Source organism: Flavobacterium marginilacus, from assembly GCF_026870155.1.
GTDB classification, from domain to species: Bacteria; Bacteroidota; Bacteroidia; order Flavobacteriales; family Flavobacteriaceae; genus Flavobacterium; species Flavobacterium marginilacus.
The window spans coordinates 1,033,198-1,054,789 of sequence record NZ_CP113975.1 but is presented as its reverse complement, the minus strand read 5'-3'; the positions used below and the strand labels follow the sequence as shown (position 1 = coordinate 1,054,789).

The 21,592-nt window shown below is 34.6% G+C and carries 18 protein-coding genes; 11 read left to right on the top strand and 7 right to left on the bottom strand.

The window, feature by feature from the left end; all coding sequences use genetic code 11:
- The first annotated feature begins 64 nt into the window (after positions 1-64).
- From OZP07_RS04600 to OZP07_RS04590, 3 genes are all read left to right on the top strand, one after another.
- Positions 65-1,171 (top strand): glycosyltransferase, encoded by a 1,107-nt coding sequence (locus tag OZP07_RS04600; RefSeq protein ID WP_281637453.1) that lies wholly within the window; start codon positions 65-67, stop codon positions 1,169-1,171.
- Entirely contained in the window at positions 1,162-1,713 is a 552-nt protein-coding gene (locus tag OZP07_RS04595) for an RNA polymerase sigma factor (RefSeq protein ID WP_115815085.1), read from the top strand. Before OZP07_RS04600 ends, OZP07_RS04595 begins: the two co-directional genes overlap by 10 nt.
- A 279-nt stretch (positions 1,714-1,992) precedes the next feature.
- Complete coding sequence (locus tag OZP07_RS04590) at positions 1,993-2,820, top strand: energy transducer TonB (RefSeq protein WP_281637452.1); 828 nt, start codon at positions 1,993-1,995, stop codon at positions 2,818-2,820.
- Positions 2,821-2,899: 79 nt separating this feature from the next.
- Here the strand turns inward: OZP07_RS04590 and OZP07_RS04585 are convergent, their stop codons facing one another.
- Entirely contained in the window at positions 2,900-3,766 is an 867-nt protein-coding gene (locus tag OZP07_RS04585) for a M48 family metalloprotease (RefSeq protein WP_194640105.1), read from the bottom strand.
- Between the two features lie 245 nt (positions 3,767-4,011).
- Here OZP07_RS04585 and lipA point away from each other — a divergent pair, with 245 nt between their 5' ends.
- The 3 genes from lipA (at position 4,012) to OZP07_RS04570 (ending at position 8,251) form a co-directional block, all read left to right on the top strand.
- Positions 4,012-4,911 carry a lipoyl synthase gene (gene lipA, locus OZP07_RS04580; RefSeq protein WP_281637451.1) on the top strand — a complete coding sequence of 300 codons (900 nt, stop codon included), beginning with the start codon at positions 4,012-4,014 and terminating at the stop codon, positions 4,909-4,911.
- 84 nt (positions 4,912-4,995) lie between these two features.
- Entirely contained in the window at positions 4,996-6,006 is a 1,011-nt protein-coding gene (gene gap / locus OZP07_RS04575) for a type I glyceraldehyde-3-phosphate dehydrogenase (protein WP_281637450.1), read from the top strand.
- Between the two features lie 70 nt (positions 6,007-6,076).
- Entirely contained in the window at positions 6,077-8,251 is a 2,175-nt protein-coding gene (locus OZP07_RS04570; RefSeq protein WP_281637449.1) for a tetratricopeptide repeat-containing hybrid sensor histidine kinase/response regulator, read from the top strand.
- Here OZP07_RS04570 and OZP07_RS04565 read toward each other — a convergent pair.
- Positions 8,248-9,060, bottom strand: coding sequence for a purine-nucleoside phosphorylase (locus OZP07_RS04565; RefSeq protein WP_194640101.1), 813 nt, complete (start codon positions 9,058-9,060; stop codon positions 8,248-8,250). The two genes, OZP07_RS04570 and OZP07_RS04565, sit on opposite strands and share 4 nt — an antisense overlap.
- The gene (lpxK, locus tag OZP07_RS04560; protein WP_281637448.1) at positions 9,032-10,057 is read right to left on the bottom strand and encodes a tetraacyldisaccharide 4'-kinase; all 1,026 of its coding nucleotides are present in this window, start codon (positions 10,055-10,057) and stop codon (positions 9,032-9,034) included. Before lpxK ends, OZP07_RS04565 begins: the two co-directional genes overlap by 29 nt.
- A 370-nt stretch (positions 10,058-10,427) precedes the next feature.
- Here lpxK and OZP07_RS04555 point away from each other — a divergent pair, with 370 nt between their 5' ends.
- The 5 genes from OZP07_RS04555 (at position 10,428) to rluF (ending at position 15,712) form a co-directional block, all read left to right on the top strand.
- Positions 10,428-11,699: a tetratricopeptide repeat protein gene (locus OZP07_RS04555; protein WP_281637447.1), complete on the top strand. Its 1,272-nt coding sequence runs from the start codon at positions 10,428-10,430 to the stop codon at positions 11,697-11,699.
- A gap of 317 nt (positions 11,700-12,016) precedes the next feature.
- Positions 12,017-13,114 carry a Nif3-like dinuclear metal center hexameric protein gene (locus OZP07_RS04550; protein ID WP_194640099.1) on the top strand — a complete coding sequence of 366 codons (1,098 nt, stop codon included), beginning with the start codon at positions 12,017-12,019 and terminating at the stop codon, positions 13,112-13,114.
- Between the two features lie 3 nt (positions 13,115-13,117).
- Positions 13,118-13,897 (top strand): zinc ribbon domain-containing protein, encoded by a 780-nt coding sequence (locus OZP07_RS04545; protein ID WP_281637446.1) that lies wholly within the window; start codon positions 13,118-13,120, stop codon positions 13,895-13,897.
- A 50-nt stretch (positions 13,898-13,947) separates the two neighbouring features.
- Positions 13,948-14,799, top strand: coding sequence for an alpha/beta fold hydrolase (locus OZP07_RS04540; RefSeq protein ID WP_281637445.1), 852 nt, complete (start codon positions 13,948-13,950; stop codon positions 14,797-14,799).
- Positions 14,800-14,899: 100 nt separating this feature from the next.
- On the top strand, positions 14,900-15,712 hold the full coding sequence (gene rluF / locus OZP07_RS04535; RefSeq protein WP_281637444.1) for a 23S rRNA pseudouridine(2604) synthase RluF: 813 nt from the start codon (positions 14,900-14,902) through the stop codon (positions 15,710-15,712).
- Between the two features lie 33 nt (positions 15,713-15,745).
- Here the strand turns inward: rluF and OZP07_RS04530 are convergent, their stop codons facing one another.
- The 4 genes from OZP07_RS04530 to ffh form a co-directional block, all read right to left on the bottom strand.
- Positions 15,746-17,416 (bottom strand): IS1182 family transposase, encoded by a 1,671-nt coding sequence (locus OZP07_RS04530; RefSeq protein WP_349293654.1) that lies wholly within the window; start codon positions 17,414-17,416, stop codon positions 15,746-15,748.
- A gap of 93 nt (positions 17,417-17,509) precedes the next feature.
- Complete coding sequence (locus OZP07_RS04525) at positions 17,510-18,436, bottom strand: magnesium transporter CorA family protein (RefSeq protein WP_281637443.1); 927 nt, start codon at positions 18,434-18,436, stop codon at positions 17,510-17,512.
- A 229-nt stretch (positions 18,437-18,665) separates the two neighbouring features.
- Complete coding sequence (locus OZP07_RS04520) at positions 18,666-19,550, bottom strand: bifunctional 5,10-methylenetetrahydrofolate dehydrogenase/5,10-methenyltetrahydrofolate cyclohydrolase (protein ID WP_281637442.1); 885 nt, start codon at positions 19,548-19,550, stop codon at positions 18,666-18,668.
- Positions 19,551-19,682: 132 nt separating this feature from the next.
- Positions 19,683-21,044, bottom strand: a complete 1,362-nt coding sequence (ffh, locus tag OZP07_RS04515; RefSeq protein ID WP_194640093.1) for a signal recognition particle protein — start codon at positions 21,042-21,044, stop codon at positions 19,683-19,685.
- Positions 21,045-21,592: the final 548 nt, after the last annotated feature.

The following is a 21,592-nucleotide window of genomic DNA, read 5'->3' as shown; positions in this document are numbered from 1 at the left end:
TTACATTGATAATTGACAATTGCTAATTACATTTGTAATCGTTTTAAAAGCCAAAAAATAAAAGATGCTAAACATTATTTTATACTTTTTTATTGCTGTTGTTGCTGTTCAGCTTTTTTATTATCTCATTGTTTTTGCAAAGTTTTCTTTTGCCAGAGCACAGGAAATTAAACCTACAAATATTCCAATTTCGGTAATTGTGTGCGCCAAAAACGAAGAGGAAAATGTCGCTAAATATATTCCATTATTGGCCGAACAGAATTATCCCGACTTCGAAATCGTCTTGATTGACGATGCTTCGAGCGATACTACTTTGGATATTTTTGAAGAATTTGAAAAACAATACTCAAATATCCGTTTAGTTAAAGTAAAAAACAACGAAGCTTTTTGGGGAAATAAAAAATACGCCTTGACATTAGGAATCAAAGCTGCCAAAAAAGAATATCTTCTCTTTACAGATGCAGACTGTTACCCAGCTTCCAAAGACTGGATAACTTCGATGAGTGCACAGTTTACCAAAGAAGAAACAATTGTTTTGGGTTACGGCGGATATGAAAAAATAAATAATTCTTTTCTAAATAAAATAATCCGTTTTGAGACGCTGCTTACGGCTCTTCAGTATTTTTCATGGGCAAAAACAGGCAAGCCATATATGGGTGTGGGCCGTAATTTAGCTTACAAAAAAGAAGAGTTTTTCAATGTAAACGGTTTTATAGATCATATTCAGATTCGTTCTGGGGATGATGACTTGTTCATCAACCAAGCTGCAAATTCAGAGAATACAAGTATTAGTTTTTCACCTGACAGCTTTACATACTCAACTCCAAAAACCAGTTACAAAGATTGGTTTATTCAAAAAAGAAGGCATGTTGCCACTGCTAAATATTATAAAGCATTCGACAAAATACAGCTCGGACTATTCTTTAGCTCACAATTATTATTCTTGCTGTTACCAATTGCATTATTGGTTTTTCAATTTCAATGGATATTAGTATTAAGCCTTATCGGCTTTAGATATTTAGTTACTTGGATTGTCATTGGCTTTGCTTCTGGAAAATTAAAAGAAAAAGATGTAATGTATTGGTATCCTATTATCGAAATTATACTTATATTCACTCAGATTAATGTTTTCATAACCAATATTTTTTCAAAACCTGCACATTGGAAATAAGCAAACAAATAGAAAAAGCTAAGAAAGGAAACCAGGTTGCCTTTACTTTTCTATTGGATTACTACTGGAATGAAGTCTACGGTTTTATGCTGAAACGAACCGAAAACGAAACCACAGCCGAAGACATTACCATTGAAACTTTCTCTAAAGCCTTTGATAAAATAGCTACATACAACCCAGAATTCCAATTTAACACTTGGTTAATTTCTATTGCAAAAAATGTTCATATTGATTTGATCCGCAAAAAAAAATCGAGCCTTTTTATTGAAATTACCGACGAAGAAGACCAGACTGCCTATAATGTTGCCGATACTACTCCATCGGCAGAAGATGTATTAATTACCGAGCAGAATCTGTCACAGCTATTGCGGTTTATCAAAGAACTGAAACCTCATTATCAGGAGGTAATTCAACTGCGCTATTTTCAGGAAATGAGTTATCAGGAAATTGCGAACAAAATTGACGAACCTTTGAGCAATGTAAAAATCAAACTGCTTCGTGCCAAAAAATTACTTTCAGAAATTATTCAGAACAGAAGGTAATTTTACCAAAATAGTTTACTGAATTTTTATCCCAAAAATACTTTACTCCCTTCCATTATAAGACTTCAGATTAATTCACATTAACAGAATTAATTTGTTAAAAAACAATAGTTATATTCAATAAATATTACTATATTTACTTACAGCGATACCTATTTAACAACTTTATTAAAAATAATCACATTCACACATACTAAAATTCCTGTTATTTGCGTTAGAAACAAAAACCTCCTTTAGCTTATGATTTAATCTCTACTTTAACCATTAAATCCATAAATTATGTCTAAATTAAACCTCTACGAAACAAGCTGGACTGACATCGTATTCGAAAACAGAAACAAAGAATACGGCGCGTATCATTTACGTCAGGAAAACACTAAAACAACCTTTTTTGCACTCTTCATGGGAGTATCGCTATTGACAGCTGCAATAAGTATTCCGATAATTTATAATCATCTGAATCCAGGAAACCCGATTACTAATATAGTCCCAGACTTACCACCGATAGTTGTCGTAGACCTTGTTGATCCTATTGTACCAAATGAAACAAAACCGGAAGAAGCTGCTATGCCTGCAGTTGAAGAACCAATTGCACAAAACATTAATACCGATCAACAGCTGATTAACCCTATAATTACACACTCTACAGAAGCAACGATAGAGCCAATTGCCACCAATGAACAGCTCAAAAACACTACTGACAACAGTACTGCAATTCCAGGCGGAACAGGCGTAGGCACAGGAAACCCTGCAGGTACAGGAGCCGAAACCCCCAGCATACCTACAAATGCAATTTTGAATAGTGCAGTACTGGATAAAAAACCTGAATTCCCAGGAGGAATCAACAAGTTTTATACCTATGTTGGCAATAATTTTGAAAAACCAGAGCTGGACAGCGAAATGGTTATCCGTGTGAGTGTTTCTTTTGTTATTGAGAAAGACGGAAGCATGACAGACATTAAAGTATTAAAAGATCCTGGTTACGGATTAGGAACAGAAGCAATCCGCGTTTTAAAATCATTAAAAACCAAATGGAGTCCAGGAATTCTTGACGGTAAAGCAGTACGAACTTCTTACAACCTGCCAATAACAATTCAAACAAATTAAATTTTAACCAATAAAAAAGAGAAAGCTGAATGACAATAATTCAGCTTTCTCTTTTTTTGTTCTAAACTTCTAAGATTTATTATTTCTTTTTAGCTGTTGTCGTTTTCTTTTTAGTCGTAGTTACTGTTTTCTTTGGAATAGTATTGACAATTGGTTTTTGCACATACAGCTTATACAAACCATCTTTTTCAGCTCTTGCTTTAGCAGTATCAGCTCTTAGTTTAGAATCAGGATGTGAACTCATCATCTGATCGATGAAAGAACTTTCAGCACCTTCACTCATTTTTGCCAATATTCTAAATGCAGATTCCTCGGCATTTACATCATAGCCGTTTTTTTTCATAAAATCATAAGCAAATAAATCGGCCTCTGATTCTTGTTTACGGCTGTATTTGCTGTCAATCATTGCACTTCCAATTTTAGCCAGCTGGCTGTCAGTAACAGCTGCAACTTTAACAGACTGCGAAGATGCCGCATCGATCAACGCTTCTTTTTGATACAGCGCTTTCATAGCATCTCTCGAATCATGATTATGAACATGTCCAATTTCGTGTCCAATAACCGCTATCAGCTCATTATCATCCATTATATCCATCAATCCCGAAAAAACACGTACGCTTCCATCTGCAGTAGCAAATGCATTAACATCTTTGGTTAAATATACTTTATAATTTAATGTATAAAACTCCCCTTTCGTATATTTTCCAAAAACTCTAGCCAAACGAATTGCGTAAGGATCTGTTGCCGGTGCTACTTTATTTTCGGCATCCATTTTATCGACCGCTGGTTTGGATAAAGCTGCTGCATCGGCATCAGTAAAAGTGAATGCTGTAATTCCTTTTTGAACTGCTCCTAATGCTTTTTCTCCAAAATTAATTTGAGCCTGAACCTTAGACAGCCCAAACAAAATAACTAATGCACCTGATAGTAATGTTTTAGTGTTCATTTTTTTTATATTTAATTGAGTGTACAAATATACTACAACTTTAAAAACAACGGAATCCCGAATTATTTAAATATTTAAATTTAATGTCGTAAATATCTAAATCCGCCTTTATCTGTCTTTTCTTTTTTTAAAAGTTAGAATTAAAAAACAGAGCTGACAGCACAACAAGTTTTGTCAAAATTCATAAAAATGGAACCTTAATTCTAAAACTACATTCCTTATCTTTGCAGTCTGAAAATTAAAATATGGAAACTGTTTTAGATAATACATTACCAGCTGCAGCCAAAGACGGTGCCGAAGCGGGTACAGCTAAACCAAAATGGTTAAGGGTAAAACTGCCAATAGGAAAAAAATATACTGAACTTCGCGGTTTAGTTGACAAATACAGCTTAAATACTATATGTACTTCTGGCAGCTGTCCAAACATGGGAGAATGCTGGGGAGAAGGAACTGCAACATTTATGATACTTGGAAATATCTGTACACGTTCCTGCGGTTTTTGCGGCGTAAAAACCGGCAGACCCGAAACTGTAGATTGGGATGAGCCTGAAAAAGTAGCCCGTTCTATCAAAATAATGAATATAAAACACGCTGTTATCACAAGCGTTGACAGAGATGATTTGAAAGACGGAGGCTCGATTATATGGATTGAAACTGTAAAAGCCATCCGCAGAATGAATCCAAATACAACTTTGGAAACCTTGATTCCTGACTTTCAAGGCATCGAAAGAAACATTGACCGCATCATAGAAGCCAACCCTGAAGTGGTTTCGCATAACATAGAAACTGTCAGAAGACTGACCCGCGAAGTGCGCATCCAAGCTAAATACGACCGAAGTATGGAAGTTTTGAGATACCTTAAAGAAAAAGGCATCAACAGAACAAAGTCTGGAATTATGCTTGGTCTTGGCGAAAAAGAAGAAGAAGTTTTTCAAACCATGCGTGATCTGCGTGCCGCAAATGTGGACATCATCACTATTGGACAATATTTACAGCCTAGCAAAAAACACCTTCCTGTAAAAGAATTCATCACGCCGGATCAATTCAAGGTATATGAAAAATTCGGATTGGAACTGGGTTTCCGTCATGTCGAAAGCGGTGCATTAGTCCGATCTTCATACAAAGCGCAAAAACATATTTTATAAATTGTTTATTCGGCAGAACGTTTAATCGGTGAATCGTTTAATTGTTCAGCCAATGAAACAGTTAAACGGTTAAAGAATTTAAACTTGAAAACAAGAATCGCTATTAATGGTTTTGGAAGAATTGGAAGAAATTTATTCCGCCTTCTTTTAAACCACCCTGCTATTGAAGTAGTTGCTATCAATGACATTGCCGATAAAAAAACCATGTCTCACTTAGTAAAATACGATAGTATTCACGGTGTTTTGCCATTTGCAGTAAGCTATGATGAAAAAGGGATTGAAGTTGACGGAAAACATTTTTTATTTTTTCATGAAAAAAATATTTCAAACTTAGACTGGAAAAGTACTGACATCGATTTTGTTATAGAATCTACTGGAAAATATAAAACTTTTGATGAAATAAATGCTCATGTTTTAGCTGGAGCCAAAAGAGTGATTCTTTCTGCTCCAGCTGAAGTTGACAGCATAAAAACAGTTGTATTAGGCGTTAATGAATCAATTCTTGACGGAACCGAAACGATTATATCCAATGCCAGCTGTACTACTAACAATGCTGCCCCTATGATTAAAGTTATAGAGGAATTATGCGGCATAGAACAAGCTTACATCACAACAATTCATTCCTTTACAACTGATCAAAGCTTACATGATCAGCCTCACAAAGATTTACGAAGAGCCAGAGGAGCAAGCCAATCGATTGTTCCGACAACAACCGGCGCTGCAAAAGCTTTGACCAAAATTTTCAAATCACTTGACGGCAAAATGGGAGGATGCGGCATTCGTGTCCCTGTACCAGATGGTTCTTTGACCGATATAACATTTAATGTAAAACAGACTGTTACCATTGAAGAGATAAACAATGCTTTTAAACTAGCATCAAAGACCAATTTAAAAGGCATTTTAGAATACACCGAAGATCCAATTGTATCTGTAGATGTAATTGGCAACAAAAATTCATGTATATTTGACTCTCAGCTTACATCAGTAATCGATAAGATGGTAAAAGTTGTAGGCTGGTATGATAATGAAATTGGTTATTCTTCCCGGATCATTGATTTAATTTTATTATTGAATTCTAATAAAAACACAAATTGAACACATAAAATACAAGTAATAACCTACGAGTTACTATGAAAAGATAAGGCATATCCATAAATAGCAACCCATGAAGTACTTTTTACTATTATTATTTTTTATTCAAACACAACTATATCCGCAAAAAAAAGCGCCTATAGACAGTGTTGCCTATTACTCAAAACTGATAGCTGACAATGAAAAAGAAAATAATTACAAAGAAGTTTTATTATACACTCAAAAGTCAATCAATTATTGCAGGAAGACCAATAAAATCAAAGCCGAAGCTAATCAGACTTTAAAGTTAGGAAAAATTTATTTCGATCTAAAACTTCAAAATGACGCTATCGAAGTTTTCAGCAAGAGCATCACAATACTCAATACTATTTCTGAAAAACCTTCCAAAGAAACAGCAGAAGCCTATTATTATCTCGGACTGGCTTATATAGAAAAAAAGAAATATACTCTCGCTGAAAGCAGTATTCTAAAAGCTGAAGAAATTCAAAAAAAACTAAATCTTAAAGAATATACAGACCAAATCAATCTGCAAAAAGGGATACTCTCAAAACATAAAAACAATACTTCCTTAGCATCGTCCATCTTCACGTCCATTATTGCCAAACCCCAAAGCAGTATTTTCACAAAAACAGAAGCCTTATATCAGACAGGAATTATTGAGGCCGAAAAGAAGCGTTATAATCTGGCTTTAAATTATTTCAGCAAAGCACTGGAATTAAACAAAAAAGAAAAAAACCTTAACCAGCAGTCAAATATTCTGTTCGCCATAAGCACGACTTACGACAAACTGTTAGACAAAACCGCCGCCTATACTTATTTAAAAAAATATCTGAATTTAAAAGAAAGCATTACTCTTGCAAATGACGAAAAATTAGGCATTAACGATTATGAAGCTTTTAAAGAGTCTCAACGGATTAGCGATAAATTACAAAAAGAAAAAGAGAAAAAAGAACAAGAAAAAAACAATAAATTCTCCAGACTCATCAGCATATTAGCCATTGCTATAATTTCTATTCTTTCTCTGCTGAGTTTATCATTGTACAAAAACAATATTATACGTAATCAGACCAATTCATTACTGAAAGAAAAAAACAATGAATTGATTGCTGCCAAAAACAAAGCTGAAGAAGCCTCAAAAGCCCGATCTGAATTTTTATCAACTGTGAGCCACGAACTCCGAACGCCTTTGAACGCAATTAACGGAATAACCCATTTATTATTAGAAGAAAACCCTAAAAAAACACAAATGCACTACTTAAAGTCATTACAGTTTTCGGGAAATTACTTAACTAATTTTATTAATGACATCTTAGAAATTAACAAAATTGATTCCAACAAATTAGAAATTGAGTACATCAGCTTTAATCTTAAGCAGTTATTAATAGACATTCAAAATTCTCTTAAAGAAATAGCTACTATAAACAACAATAAATTCATACTTAAAATTGACCCTGCTATTCCTGAAAATTTAATTGGAGACCCAACGAAATTATCTCAGATTTTCATGAATCTAATTAACAACGCTTTAAAATTCACGAACAATGGCACGGTCAGTGTTATTGCGCGTTTAAGAAATTATACAAATGAAAATGCAGCTATCTATTTTCAGATTGTTGATACCGGTATTGGAATTCCTGAAGACAAATTAAAAACGGTTTTCAAAAGTTTTTCGCAGGGATCAGTCGAAATCAATAGAAAGTTTGGAGGAACAGGACTAGGATTGACTATTGTAAAAAAACTTGTCCGCATTTTAGGCGGGCGCATCCTATTGAAAAGCACTGTCGGTAAAGGTTCAACATTTTCATTTGAACTGAATTTTAAAAAAGACCCAAAACCTATTCAAATTAAATCCAAAATTAAAAATTACGATCCCGAAATATTTAAAAACAAAAAAATATTATTAGTTGAAGACAATAAAATCAACCAAATGATAACCAAAAAAATGCTTTCAAGAAAAGACATGGAATGCACCATTTTGGACAATGGAGAAGAAGCTATTCAAGTATTAAAAAATAATACTTACGATTTAGTCTTAATGGATGTACATTTATTGGGAATAAACGGCACTATTGCAACACAGCAGATCAGAGAATTTGACACTTCAACACCTATTATTGCCTTGACTGCTATTTCATTAAATGAAAACAGAGAAATGCTAATCTCTTTTGGAATGACAGATGTAATTACAAAACCTTTTATCCCTGAAGATTTTTACACTACGATTGCACAAAATTTCAGCAATTCTTAACCGTTTACAATTAACTCTTTAATTAACATCCGCAGATTAGGTTCGGCTTCTTTGGCCGCCTGTAAAACCTCATCGTGTGAAATTGTCAATATACTTCCCTCATCGCCCATATCAGTAATAATAGACACACCAAAGGTTTCTAATTCCATATGACGCGCCACAATTACTTCGGGAACGGTTGACATTCCCACACAATCAGCACCTAGAATTTTAACCATTTTATATTCAGCAAGAGTTTCAAATGTTGGTCCCTGTAACCCCAAGTAAATCCCATCCTGAACCTCTATGTTTAATTCTTCTGCAATTGCTTTGGCTTTGGCAATCATTTCAACAGAATAAGGCTGGCTCATATTCACAAATCTTGGACCAAAACGCTCATCATTTTTTCCGCGCAAAGGATGCTCCGGCATAAAATTGATATGATCTTTAATGATCACAATCGAACCGACCTTATAAGTTGGATTTACTCCTCCTGAAGCATTGGAAACAATTAATTTTTCCACACCTAAATATTTCATCACCCGTACTGGAAAAGTCACTTCTTTCATCGAATAGCCTTCATAAAAGTGAAATCGACCCTGCATTGCAACTACTTTTTTACTTCCAATTGTACCAAAAACCAATGCTCCTTTATGCCCTTGTACCGTAGAAACTGGAAAATTTGGAATTTCCTCATACGGCAATGTATATTCAATCTCAATATCATTGGTAAAACCTCCCAAACCTGATCCTAAAATAATCCCAAACTCTGGAGTAAAATTTATTTTTTCTTTAATAAAACTAACGGTTTCCTGTACTTGATCCCACATAATTTAAAATATTTTCATCAAAATTATCTCCGTCTGAAAGGAACGAACTTTTTATTGGCAGATAATAAAGCTGTTCACTCAAAATACTTCCTTTCAATCGGACAAAATCTTTTTCTGTTGTTACAATAATCTTATCGCCTGCTTTTTTCTTAATTTCCTGTAATTCGCTTTCGCTAAAATGATGATGATCGGGAAAAGTCAGGCATTCGTCATTACCTTGCATCAAATGAGCAAAAAACGACTCGGGTTTTGCAATTCCTGCCAAAAGCAATTTTTCCCGGCTTTTAATTACGCTTACTTTTATCGTCTTTTCATTCGAATAAACGACATCATCATAAGCAATAAAGGTAAAAAACAAACTTTGATTTGGAGAGAGATTCAGCTGTTTTTTTATGGTGTTTTGCTTCTCTTTCGAAAGGTCTGAAGGGCATTTTGTAACAACCACAATAGCAGCTCTTTTTACACCGCTTCTGCTCTCTCTTAGATTTCCTGTTGGCAGCATATAATCATCACAATACAAATCTCCATAAGCGGTAAGCATAATATAAAAACCCGCTTTTACCTTCCGGTGCTGAAAAGCATCATCTAACAAAATGACTTCTGGAGGATTTGAATGAGAAAGCAGCTGATCGATTCCGTTTTTTCTATTGGCATCGACCGCCACCTGAATGTTATTGAATTTTTGATAAAACTGAAATGGTTCATCGCCCAATTCCAAGGCATTTGAATCAGAATTTGCCAAAATAAACCCTTCTGACTGCCGTTTGTAACCTCTGCTCAATGCCGCCACTTTATATTTATCCGAAAGCAGCCGAATTAAATATTCAATCTGAGGTGTTTTTCCTGTTCCGCCGACACTAAGGTTTCCCACAGCTATAATTGGTAAATTAAAAGAATATGATTTTAGAAACCTAATATCAAATAGAAAATTCCGAACACTAGTAATAAAGCCATATAAAACAGCAAAGGGGAACAATATTTTTCGAAGTAAATTCATTTTACGAAAGTAAAGCATTTTATAATAATAGCGAAAGCATTACAAATCTAAAAATGTTTTTTTGCCGGTTTAATATGTTAGCAAATAGTATTCAGAATTTCAAAACAAGATCCTTTTGCTGTTTTATTTTTTAACAAAAAAAAGCCCCCTAAATTATGATAAGAATAAATTAACATATTGTTTTTTATCGTTTTCTAAAATCTGTTTGCAGTATATCAAATTACCTTCAAAATCTCATAATCAGTTCGTTTTTAATTCTATTTTTGTTAAAAAAGCATGTTATTTTGATAATTTCGAACAAAAAAATAACATAATTAATACTATTAAACACAGCCGAAACCAAATTTGTTTAACCTGCAATTATTACATTATGAAAAAAAACTATTTTACTGTTTTAATTTTATTATTACTTACCGGTACCGTTGAAGCCCAAAAAGAAAAAATAAAAGAAGCTGAAAAAGAGATGATCGGGGGTAATTTTCAGAGTGCAATCTCTATTCTTAAAAGTATTGAATATCAAGTTTACAATTCTAAAGAAGAAGAAAAGTCTCAATATTACTTCATTCAAGGAAGTTCATTTTTAGGATTAGCCGATAAAAAAACTGACACAGGCAAAAACTTAGTTCTAGCAGCAAAATCGTATAGAGAAACCATCAAAATTGAATCAGAGTCAGGAAAAAGAAGATATACCGGCCAGATTCAGAGTTCTTTTAAAAATATTAAAGAAGAATTGGTAAAAGCTGCTAATGACGATTTTAAAGACAGCAAGCATATAGACAGTGCCAACGAACTCTATGAAGCTTATCTAATAGATCCAAAAGACACCATCAATTTATATTATACTGCATCAGCCTTCACAAATGGAAAAGATTTCATTGCTGCGCAAAAACATTACGAAACACTAAAAAACATTAACTATTCTGGAATTGGCACTGATTATTATGCCGTAAACAGGACTACAAAAAAAGAAGAACCTTTTGCAACTGTAAATGACCGGGATATTTCTATTCAAGCTGGTACCCATGAAAAACCACGAAACGAAAAAAGACCATCTAAAAGAGGCGAAATTTATAAAAACATTGCTTTAATCTATTTTCAAAACGGATATATTGACAAGGCAAAAAAAGCAGTTTCAGATGCCATAGTAAAAAATCCTGAAGATATTTCTTTGGCATTGGCACAAGCTTATTTGTTTATAGAAACCAAAGACTATGAATCGTTTAAAAAAGCAATAGAACCTATTTTAAAAAAGAATCAGAATGATGCAGATTTAGTTTTTAATTTGGGCGTTCTGAGCGCTAAAGCCAAAAACACTGTCGATGCCGAAAATTTTTATTTGAAAGCAATTACACTTAATCCTCAATATATTAATGCTTATATAAATCTATCTTTTCTAAAACTGGACGAAGGTGAAACTATAAATGATGATATGAATAAATTAGGTACATCACCTGGTGAAATGAAAAAATATGATGATTTAAAAGCAAAAAGAGATATAATTTATAAAAAAACGATTCCTTATCTCCAAAAAGCTATTGAAATAGATCCTAAACACGAAGACGTTTCTAAAAGCCTTCTGAGTGTTTACAATGCTTTAGAGATGACTGCCGAGTATAAAGAATTAAAAGCGAAACTATATTAATTCATAATTTATAAAAATACCAGATTTAATCAGTTGCTTATCCTAACTGTAACATTTAGGATTGAGAAGGTTTTACTTTTTTATTAATCTGAGACAAAAATTCAAGTCAATTAAGCCTTAATAAAAAAGCGGTACAAAATGGCTGACAGAATTATAATTTTTCGGAGCAAATTCTTTTTACGAATATATAATATTTTATCTTTGAACGGAAATTATTAAAAAATAAACAAACGGTAACTTTACAAATAAATTTAGATCAATTTACGTTATTGGTTTATAAAAATTACCGCTAACAAATACCCTGAAAAGATTAAAAAATGAGTACAATAAAAGAAATCCTTTCTGTTCTTGAAGAAATGGCTCCATTGGCTTATGCCGAAGATTTTGACAACGTAGGTTTAATAATTGGGGACGAAAATACAACGGCAACCGGAATTTTGGTCTGCCATGATGCTTTGGAGAATGTAATCGACGAAGCCATTGCCAAAAAATGTAATCTGGTGGTTTGTTTCCACCCTATTTTATTCAATGGAATAAAAAAAATAACAGGACAAAATTATGTAGAGCGCGCCCTGCTCAAAGCCATCAAAAATGATATCGCCATTTATGCTGTTCATACCGCACTGGACAATCATCCTGAAGGAGTAAATAAAATATTCTGCGATACTCTGGGACTCATAAAAACCCAGATTTTAATCCCAAAACAAAATCATATCCGAAAACTGGTTACTTACACCATCCGAGACAATGCCGAGAAAGTCCGCAACGCTTTGTTCGATGCAGGTGCAGGAAGCATTGGGAATTATGACAAATGCAGTTTCAACTCTGAAGGAACTTTTACGTATCAGGGTAACGAAAAAAGCGAACCAACCATTGGAGAAAAAGGTGTATTATCAAGAGGAACCGAGGTTAAAATCGAAGTGGTTTACGCCAAACATCTGGAGTCCAAAATCATAAAAGCCCTAAGAGAAAACCATATTTACGAAGAAGTTGCCACCGAAATCTACAATATGAAAAACACCTTTAACCATATTGGTTTAGGAATGATTGGCGAGCTTGAGGAAGAAATGGACGAGATAGATTTCTTAGCATACGCCAAAGACAAAATGCAGGCCGTCGGAATCCGCCACTCGGCATTTACAGGCAAAAAAATTAAAAAAGTAGCCGTCTTGGGCGGTTCTGGAAGTTTTGCCATCAAAAATGCAATTCAGGCCGGAGCTGACGCTTATCTGACATCTGATTTAAAATATCATCAATATTACGAAGCCGAAAACAAGCTTTTATTGGCTGATATCGGACATTTTGAAAGCGAACGCTATACAAAAGAGTATATTGTTGATTATCTTAGAAAAAAAATCCCTAATTTTGCAATCATTTTATCGGAAGAAAATACAAATCCAGTTAAGTACTTATAGAATATGGCGAATACGAAAGAATTAAGTGTTGAGGACAAGTTAAGAGCAATTTACGATTTACAGTTAATTGACTCTAGAATTGACGAAATCAGAAACGTTAGAGGAGAGCTTCCTTTAGAAGTTGAAGATCTTGAAGATGAAGTTGCTGGTTTAAGCACTCGTTCAGAGAAATTGAAAGGAGAACTTGAGGTAATCGAGAACCTTATCAAGCAGAAAATCAATGCAATTGATGAGCACAAAGAAGCTGTCAAAAAATACACTAAGCAGCAAGAAAACGTTCGCAACAATAGAGAATTCAATTCTTTGACAAAAGAAGTTGAGTTTCAGGAATTAGAAATTCAATTAGCAGAAAAGCAAATTAAAGAAATGAAAGCTTCTATTGAGCACAAAAAAGAGGCAATTAGTTCTTCTAAAGAAAAATTAGATTCTAAATCATCTCATTTAAAACATAAAAAATCAGAATTAGATGCTATCATGTCCGAAACTCAAAAAGAAGAGGCATTCCTGACTGAAAAATCAGCAGAATTTGAAGCATTAATCGAAGAGCGTCTTTTGGCAGCTTACAAAAGAATCAGAAGCAGTGTTCGTAACGGACTTGCAGTTGTTTCTATCGAAAGAGGAGCATCAGCTGGATCTTTCTTCACGATTCCGCCGCAGACACAGGTTGAAATTGCAGCCAGAAAGAAAATCCTAATCGATGAGCACTCTGGAAGAATTTTAGTCGACACCGTTCTGGCTCAAGAAGAAAGAGAGAAAATGGAGCAATTATTTGCTACATTCTAAAAAACAACTAAGTCCCGATTAAATCGGGACTTTTTTTATACTACATTATTTTGAGCCTAAAAAAAAGCATTCAGTTTTTATTTGTCAAATCTGTTGGGCAATACATTAATTTATTGAGTTTTGTGCATCCAAAAAATGCGCTGAACCTATCGTATAAACTTTTTACCAACCCCAGAGTAGGTAAAATTCAGGAAAACCAGCTCCCTGAAATCCTTCAGGGCACCATAAAAGAAAAATTCCAGCATGACGAACACTATTTCCAAACCTATACCTGGGAAGGAAATGACACCAAAATTCTTTTGGTTCACGGCTGGGAAAGCAATTCGGCCCGCTGGGAGAAAACCCTGCCCTATCTCCAAAAATCAGGAAGCACCATCATCGCCATAGACGCCCCTGCACACGGACAAAGCAGCGGTAAAGAATTCAACGTGCCCCGCTATGCCGAATTTATCAACAAAGCTGTCAAAAAATACAACCCGAGCATCATTATCGGTCACTCTATCGGCGGTTCGGCCTGTGTCTATCATCAGTATCTGCATCCAGAAACCAGTATCAAAAAAATGGTGATTCTCGGCGCTCCTTCCGATTTAAAAACACTCATCGATAATTATATTCAAATGCTGAGTCTCAACCGCAAAATGTTTGCACTTTTAGAAAAACGATATCTGGAAAATTTCAATTTCAGACTGGAAGATTTCTCAGGAGAGACATTTGCCAAACATATCCAAATTGACGGAATCATCGCCCATGATACCACCGATACAGTAGTTGCGTTTTCTGAAGGACAAAAAATAGCCAGCGGCTGGAAAAAAGGAAAATTCATCACTACTAAAGATTTAGGCCATTCCATGCACGACGATAAACTATATAAAGAAATCTATCAGTTTTTATTTGAAAAATAGACTTTTAGATTCTTAGATTAGCAAACTGCATAACTATCAAAAAAAAGCAATCTAAAAATCTAAAAATCCAAGAAGTCTAAATTTTGACTATTTTTGCACTATGGAAGAAAATCTAAAACGTCTCAATAAATTCATTGCCGAAACAGGCTACTGTTCCCGCCGTGAAGCCGATAAATTCATAGAAGAAGGCCGGGTAACCATCAATGGAGCAGTACCGGAACTAGGAACCAAAGTCGCGCCAGATGACGAAGTGCGTATAGACGGAAAACTAATCCGTGAGAAAACCGAAAAACCTATATATCTTGCTTTCTACAAACCAGTAGGAATAGAATGCACCACCAATCTGGAAGTCCGCAACAATATTGTGGATTACATTAATTATCCCAAACGTATTTTTCCGATCGGCCGATTGGACAAAGCCAGTGAAGGTCTGATCTTTATGACCAATGACGGTGATATCGTCAACAAAATACTACGGGCCCGCAACAATCACGAAAAAGAATATACCGTAACGGTAAACAAACCCATAACCGACCGTTTCATTGAACGAATGGGCAATGGCGTACCTATTCTGGACACTGTAACCCGCAAATGTAAAGTAGAGCAAATCAGTAAATACATCTTCAAAATCATTCTGACGCAAGGTTTAAACCGCCAGATCCGAAGAATGTGCGAATATTTAGGCTACGAAGTTACCGCTCTGAAACGCATCAGAATTATCAATATTTCACTGGACATTCCAGTAGGACGCTACCGCGATTTAACCGATGCCGAAATTAAAGAACTTAACCAATTAATCGAACCTTCTAGCAAAACAGAGGAAGCAAGTTTACCAAAACCAGAACCTCAAAAAAGAAGAACTGAATTCATCAAAAAGGATGATCCCCGATTTAAGAAGGGAAGAGATTATTAAACTAAAGAGGCTGTCCGAAAAGGACAGCTTTTTTTATGCTGCAAATTTCAGGAATCGATTTTGGGTTGGTTGATTAATGAAAAAATATTCTGTTACAGTATTTAAAAAGTGAATTTCGACTTTTATAGCTCTATTTAGAACTCTGAAGGAGATTTTTAGATGAGTTTTCGACGCATCATTGTTCTTTGCTATCATTTTTCTGAAATTATGCCCGATAGCCATCAATAGAAATTCCATTTCCACTTTTTCGATGCTTGTGAAAGTAAACCGGCTGAATTTATTGTTGTTTTTTAGCTGTCCGAATACTGCTTCAACTTCTATTGGGCGTTTGCTTCGGTGTTCGAGTCCTTTTTCGCTCATGAGCAGCTCTTTGGCCTGAGCCCTTAATTGGTTCAGGCGGTGGTTTACTTCTATTGTTCTGTTTCCTTTGGCTTTATGGCACAAACTTCTAAGTGGACATCCATCACATCTTTTTGCTTGATAATAAGATACTTGTGATTCGTATCCGTTGGCCGATGTCCGTTTTCCACTGCCAATGTTTTCCATTCTTTGTCCCATTGGACACACATAAAAATCCTGCTGTATATTGTAGAACAAATTCTGGACAAGAAACGGATTGTCCTTCATTTTTTTCTTCTGTTCTTTGTGAAAATAATTATACTTTACATAGGTCGTTATGTCTTTATTTTCAAGCATTTCGTAGTTTTCTTCGCTTCCATAACCAGCATCGGCTACAACTGTTTTGCTTTGTTTTTGATACATTTTTTCAAATTCCTCCAAATGGGATTTTAAAGTCGTAGTGTCGTTAGGTGTCTGATGAATGGTTACGTTGGTAATGAATTGATTTTCAGTAGAAATCTGAGGATTGTATGCAGGTTTTAACTGTCCGTTTTTCATATGGTCTTCCTTCATTCTCATAAAGGTAGCGTCAGGATCTGTCTTACTGTAGGAGTTTCTATTGCCTAAAATCACTAAATCTTTTTCGTATTTTTCAAGCTTTGGCAGGTGCTCTTCCTGAAGCTTTTCAAGCTCTTTGGTTATCTTCTTGTTGGGCTCTTTGAGTTTTTTATTGAGTTCTGATAATTTTTCTTTCAGCTCTTCCGAGTTTATTTTTTTTGGTAATTCTTCCTTGTTGACTTCTTGATTATCTGATAAAATACTGTTTTCAATGTCGGATAAGATACTGTTGATTTTTACTTCGAGCTTTTCTTTGTATTTCTCTATAGAACCCCGCCAGACAAAGGTGTATTTATTGGATTTGGCTTCTATTTTTGTTCCATCAATGTATTGGATATCCAGACTGACATAGCCCATTTCCACAAGCATTTTGACCACCTCTGCAAATAAATCTTTGATGTTTTCTTTTAAAATCTTTCCTCTAAAATCGTTAATGGTTCTAAAATCAGGAGTTGAGTTGCCTGAAATAAACATAAAATGAATGTTCTCAGTAAGTGCCTTTGCTATTTTTCGGCAGGAATAAGTGTTGCTTAAATAACTGTAAAACAAAACCTTAAGCATCATTCTGGGATGATAGGCCGAGGTGCCTCCTCCTTTATATATTTTAAGTATATGACTTATATCCAATGAATTGACAATCTTATCCACTAAGCGGACAGGATGGTTTTCTGAAATTTTATCAAAAATATTTATCGGAAAAAGTTCCGGTGTATTGATCGATTGCGATTTAAATATTACTTTAGCCATTGCTCGTTTTTTGTGCAACTCTAAGATACTATTTTAGATTAAAAACAGCAAAAAAAAGGCTGTCCTTACTTTTTGGACAGCCTCTTCTTTGTATCAAAACCATCTTCTTCTTTTAAATAAAAAAACACCAAACATAGAAAGCAATACTGAAACAAGTATAATAATTGGCATACCGTAATTATTGTTTTCTAAGTTATTTGGCACATTCATCCCATACAAACTGGCAATTACTGTAGGAATCATCAAAATAATGGAGATAGAAGTCATCTGTTTCATAATCGCATTCAAATTATTAGAAATAACCGAGGCGTAAGCATCCATCATTCCTGTTAAAATGTCGCTATAAATATTAGTTGTTTCTTGCGCTTGACGCAACTCAATCTCTACATCTTCCAACAATTCAGGGTCATAAAAATCTCTTTGGGATTTAACATTCTTGATTCGATGGAGTAATATATCATTGCCTTTCAAGGAAGTCATAAAAAAAACCAAACATTTTTCTATTTGCAGCAAGGCTTGTAATTCTTCATTTTTGATAGATTCTTCCAAATTATCTTCGGCCAGTTTTATCTTTTGATTAACCTGTTTCAAGTATTTCAAATACCAAACGCTTGATGATAAGAGCAGTTTTAAAACCAAATCAAAATTATCTTTGATGTCTTTATTTTTCCGCTGAGTGTAGATTACAAAATCCGTCAGCATTTCCGTTTTATGAAAACTAATGGTAACACAAATTTCTTCCTTAAAAATAACACCAACAGGAATTGTGTTAAAAGGCAGTTTTACATTATCTGTACTTACTGGAATCCTAATAATAATCAAAGTCCAGCCATTCTCTACTTCTATACGGGGTCTTTCATCAATATCTTCGATATCATTGTAGAATTCCTCAGGGATTTGTAATTCTTCTAAGAGGTATTTTTTTTCGTCTTCTGTTGGACATTCAATATTTATCCAGCAGTTTGGAGTCCACTCTTTAGACTCGATTAATCCGTTATTGTTTTTGTAAAAAGCCTTCATTTCAAAATTCCATAGGTTAAGTTATAGCATCTTGAAAGTTTTTCAAGTGCTTTATTCTTTCAATATTTCCGAATAATAATCGTCCATTGAGCTGTTCATTTTAAGTTTTGCAAAAATATCCTTTATATTTTAAAAACATCAGGAAGGAATGGATATTTAATAAAGTCTTAAGCAAAAAAAACCTCAAACTTTCATTTGAGGTTATACGGATAAATTGTCTAAAACAATTTTATTTATTTCTGCTTCTGATTTCTCTTGCCAATAATGTGTTTTTTAACAGCATTGCAATTGTCATTGGTCCAACACCGCCTGGAACGGGAGTGATGAAAGATGACTTTTTGCTTACGCCGTCAAAATCAACGTCACCTGTAATTTTATATCCTTTTGGATTTGAAGCGTCTTCAACACGGGTAATTCCCACATCAATTACTACTACGCCGTCTTTTACCATATCAGCCTTTAAAAACTCAGGCACTCCTAAAGCCGTAATAATAATATCAGCATTTTTGGTGTACTCTTCCAAGTTTTTAGTTCTGCTGTGCGTCAAAGTCACCGTTGAATCACCAGGATTTCCCTTACGGCTCATCAAAATACTCATTGGCCGGCCCACAATATGGCTGCGCCCGATAACTACGGTATGTTTTCCAGCTGTTTCTACCTTATAACGCTCCAATAATTCCATTATTCCATATGGAGTTGCCGGCAAAAACGTTTCCATATCCAAAGCCATTTTTCCAAAATTGGCAGGGTGAAAACCATCCACATCTTTGTCAGGATCAATAGCCATCAGGATTTTTTGCTCGTCAATATGTTTTGGAAGCGGTAACTGAACGATGTAGCCATCAAGATTATCATCTTCGTTTAATTCCTTAATCTTAGCAAGAAGAGCTTCTTCGGTGATATCAGCAGGTAAACTTACCAAAGTAGATTCGAAACCAATTTGTTCGCAGGAACGCACTTTGCTTCCCACATACGTTAAGCTTGCTCCGTCTGTTCCTACAATAACTGCTGCCAAATGAGGTACTTTTTCCCCATTGTCTTTCATTGTTTTTACTTTGGCTGCGATTTCATTTTTAATGTCTTCCGATGTTTTTTTCCCGTCGAGTAGCTGCATTTTTTTGTCTAAAATTTTAGTTTATGATTTTAAGTTTTCTTGTCTAAAACAGTAACTTCTAATTTATTAAATTAAAAAAGTTTCAAATTTCTGTCTCAACAATTTGAAACCTGAAACTTGAAACTATGTTTATTATCTCATTCCCGGCATACCTCCAGGCATTCCGCCTTTCATTCCGCCCATCATTTTCATCAGGTTTTTTCCTCCCGGCCCCTGCATCATTTTCATCATTTTGCTCATTTGCTCAAACTGTTTCATCAATTGATTCACCTGCTCCACTTTTGTCCCGGAACCTTTGGCAATCCTAATTTTTCTTTTGGCATCAATTACGGCAGGCTTGCTTCTTTCAATCGGTGTCATCGAATGGATAATCGCTTCAATATGTTTGAAAGCATCATCTTCAATTTCGATATCTTTCATTGCTTTTGAAGCTCCCGGTATCATTCCTACCAAGTCTTTCATATTACCCATTTTCTTAACCTGCTGAATCTGTGAAAGGAAATCGTCAAAACCAAATTCGTTTTTAGCAATTTTCTTTTGGATTTTTCTAGCTTCTTCTTCGTCATATTGTTCTTGAGCTCTCTCTACCAAAGACACAACGTCTCCCATACCAAGGATACGCTCTGCCATACGATTTGGATAGAAAACATCAATCGCATCCATTTTCTCGCCTGTACCAACAAACTTAATTGGTTTGTTCACTACTGATTTAATCGAAATCGCAGCTCCTCCGCGGGTATCACCATCTAATTTGGTTAAGATAACCCCGTCAAAATTTAAGATATCGTTGAATGCTTTTGCAGTATTCACAGCATCCTGACCTGTCATAGAATCCACAACGAATAAAGTTTCCTGTGGCTGGATTGCTTTGTGAACTTTCTCAATTTCATCCATCATTTCCTTATCGACAGCCAAACGCCCTGCAGTATCGACAATTACAACATTGAATCCATTAGCTTTGGCATGTTTGATTGCATTTTGTGCAATCTCAACCGGATTTTTATTTTCTGGTTCAGAGTAAACCTCAACTCCTATCGAATCTCCCACAACATACAACTGCTGAATCGCCGCCGGACGATAGATATCACAAGCAACCAAAAGCGGTTTTTTATTCTTTTTTGTCTGAAGATAATTCGCCAGTTTACCGGAAAAAGTAGTTTTTCCAGATCCCTGCAAACCTGACATTAATATAATCGATGGATTTCCCTGAAGATTAACACCGGCAACATCACCGCCCATCAGTTCAGTAAGCTCATCTTTAACAAGCTTTACCAATAATTGCCCCGGCTGTAATGTCGTTAATACATCCTGACCAATTGCTTTTTCTTTTACTTTGGTGGTAAAATCTTTGGCAATTTTAAAGTTGACATCGGCATCGAGCAAAGCACGGCGAACTTCTTTCAAAGTTTCTGCAACGTTTACCTCGGTGATTTTTCCGTGTCCTTTTAATATATGAAAGGCTTTGTCTAGTTTATCGCTTAAATTATCGAACATAATGGTGTTTCTCTTAAATTAAGGCGCAAATTTAATGATTTGATATTGAAGTTTAAATAGTATTAGAAATAAAAAATCAATTGTTTTGAAAATTAAAGCAAAAAAGTCCATCTGCATATTATTTTGAAAAAGTTTGCCGCTTAAGAAACATCTTTACAATTTTTTGCTGGAATTTCACAAACCTGCAGAAAACTGCCAAAATAAACCGTAAAAAAATTGTATTTCAACTATAAAAAAACAAATTTTGATTCCTTATCAGTACCCAAATGAATTAAAATCCAAACTATAAATATACATTTTAAGATTTTCTATTCTACTTCTTTCTGCAATCTATAAATGGATAATTTTGTCGGATTTTTTACACTTTTAGCATCAATTTAATTCAAACGTTTTCGTTTAATTAGCTGTTTGCAGAAAGATCAGTTTTAAAAACAATGACTTTTGTTAAAATATTAAATATAATTTAATTTAAAAACATAAAAAACGTTATAGATTTTGATATTTATAAAAAAAACACATTTTTTTTATAAATTTAATAACAAAATATT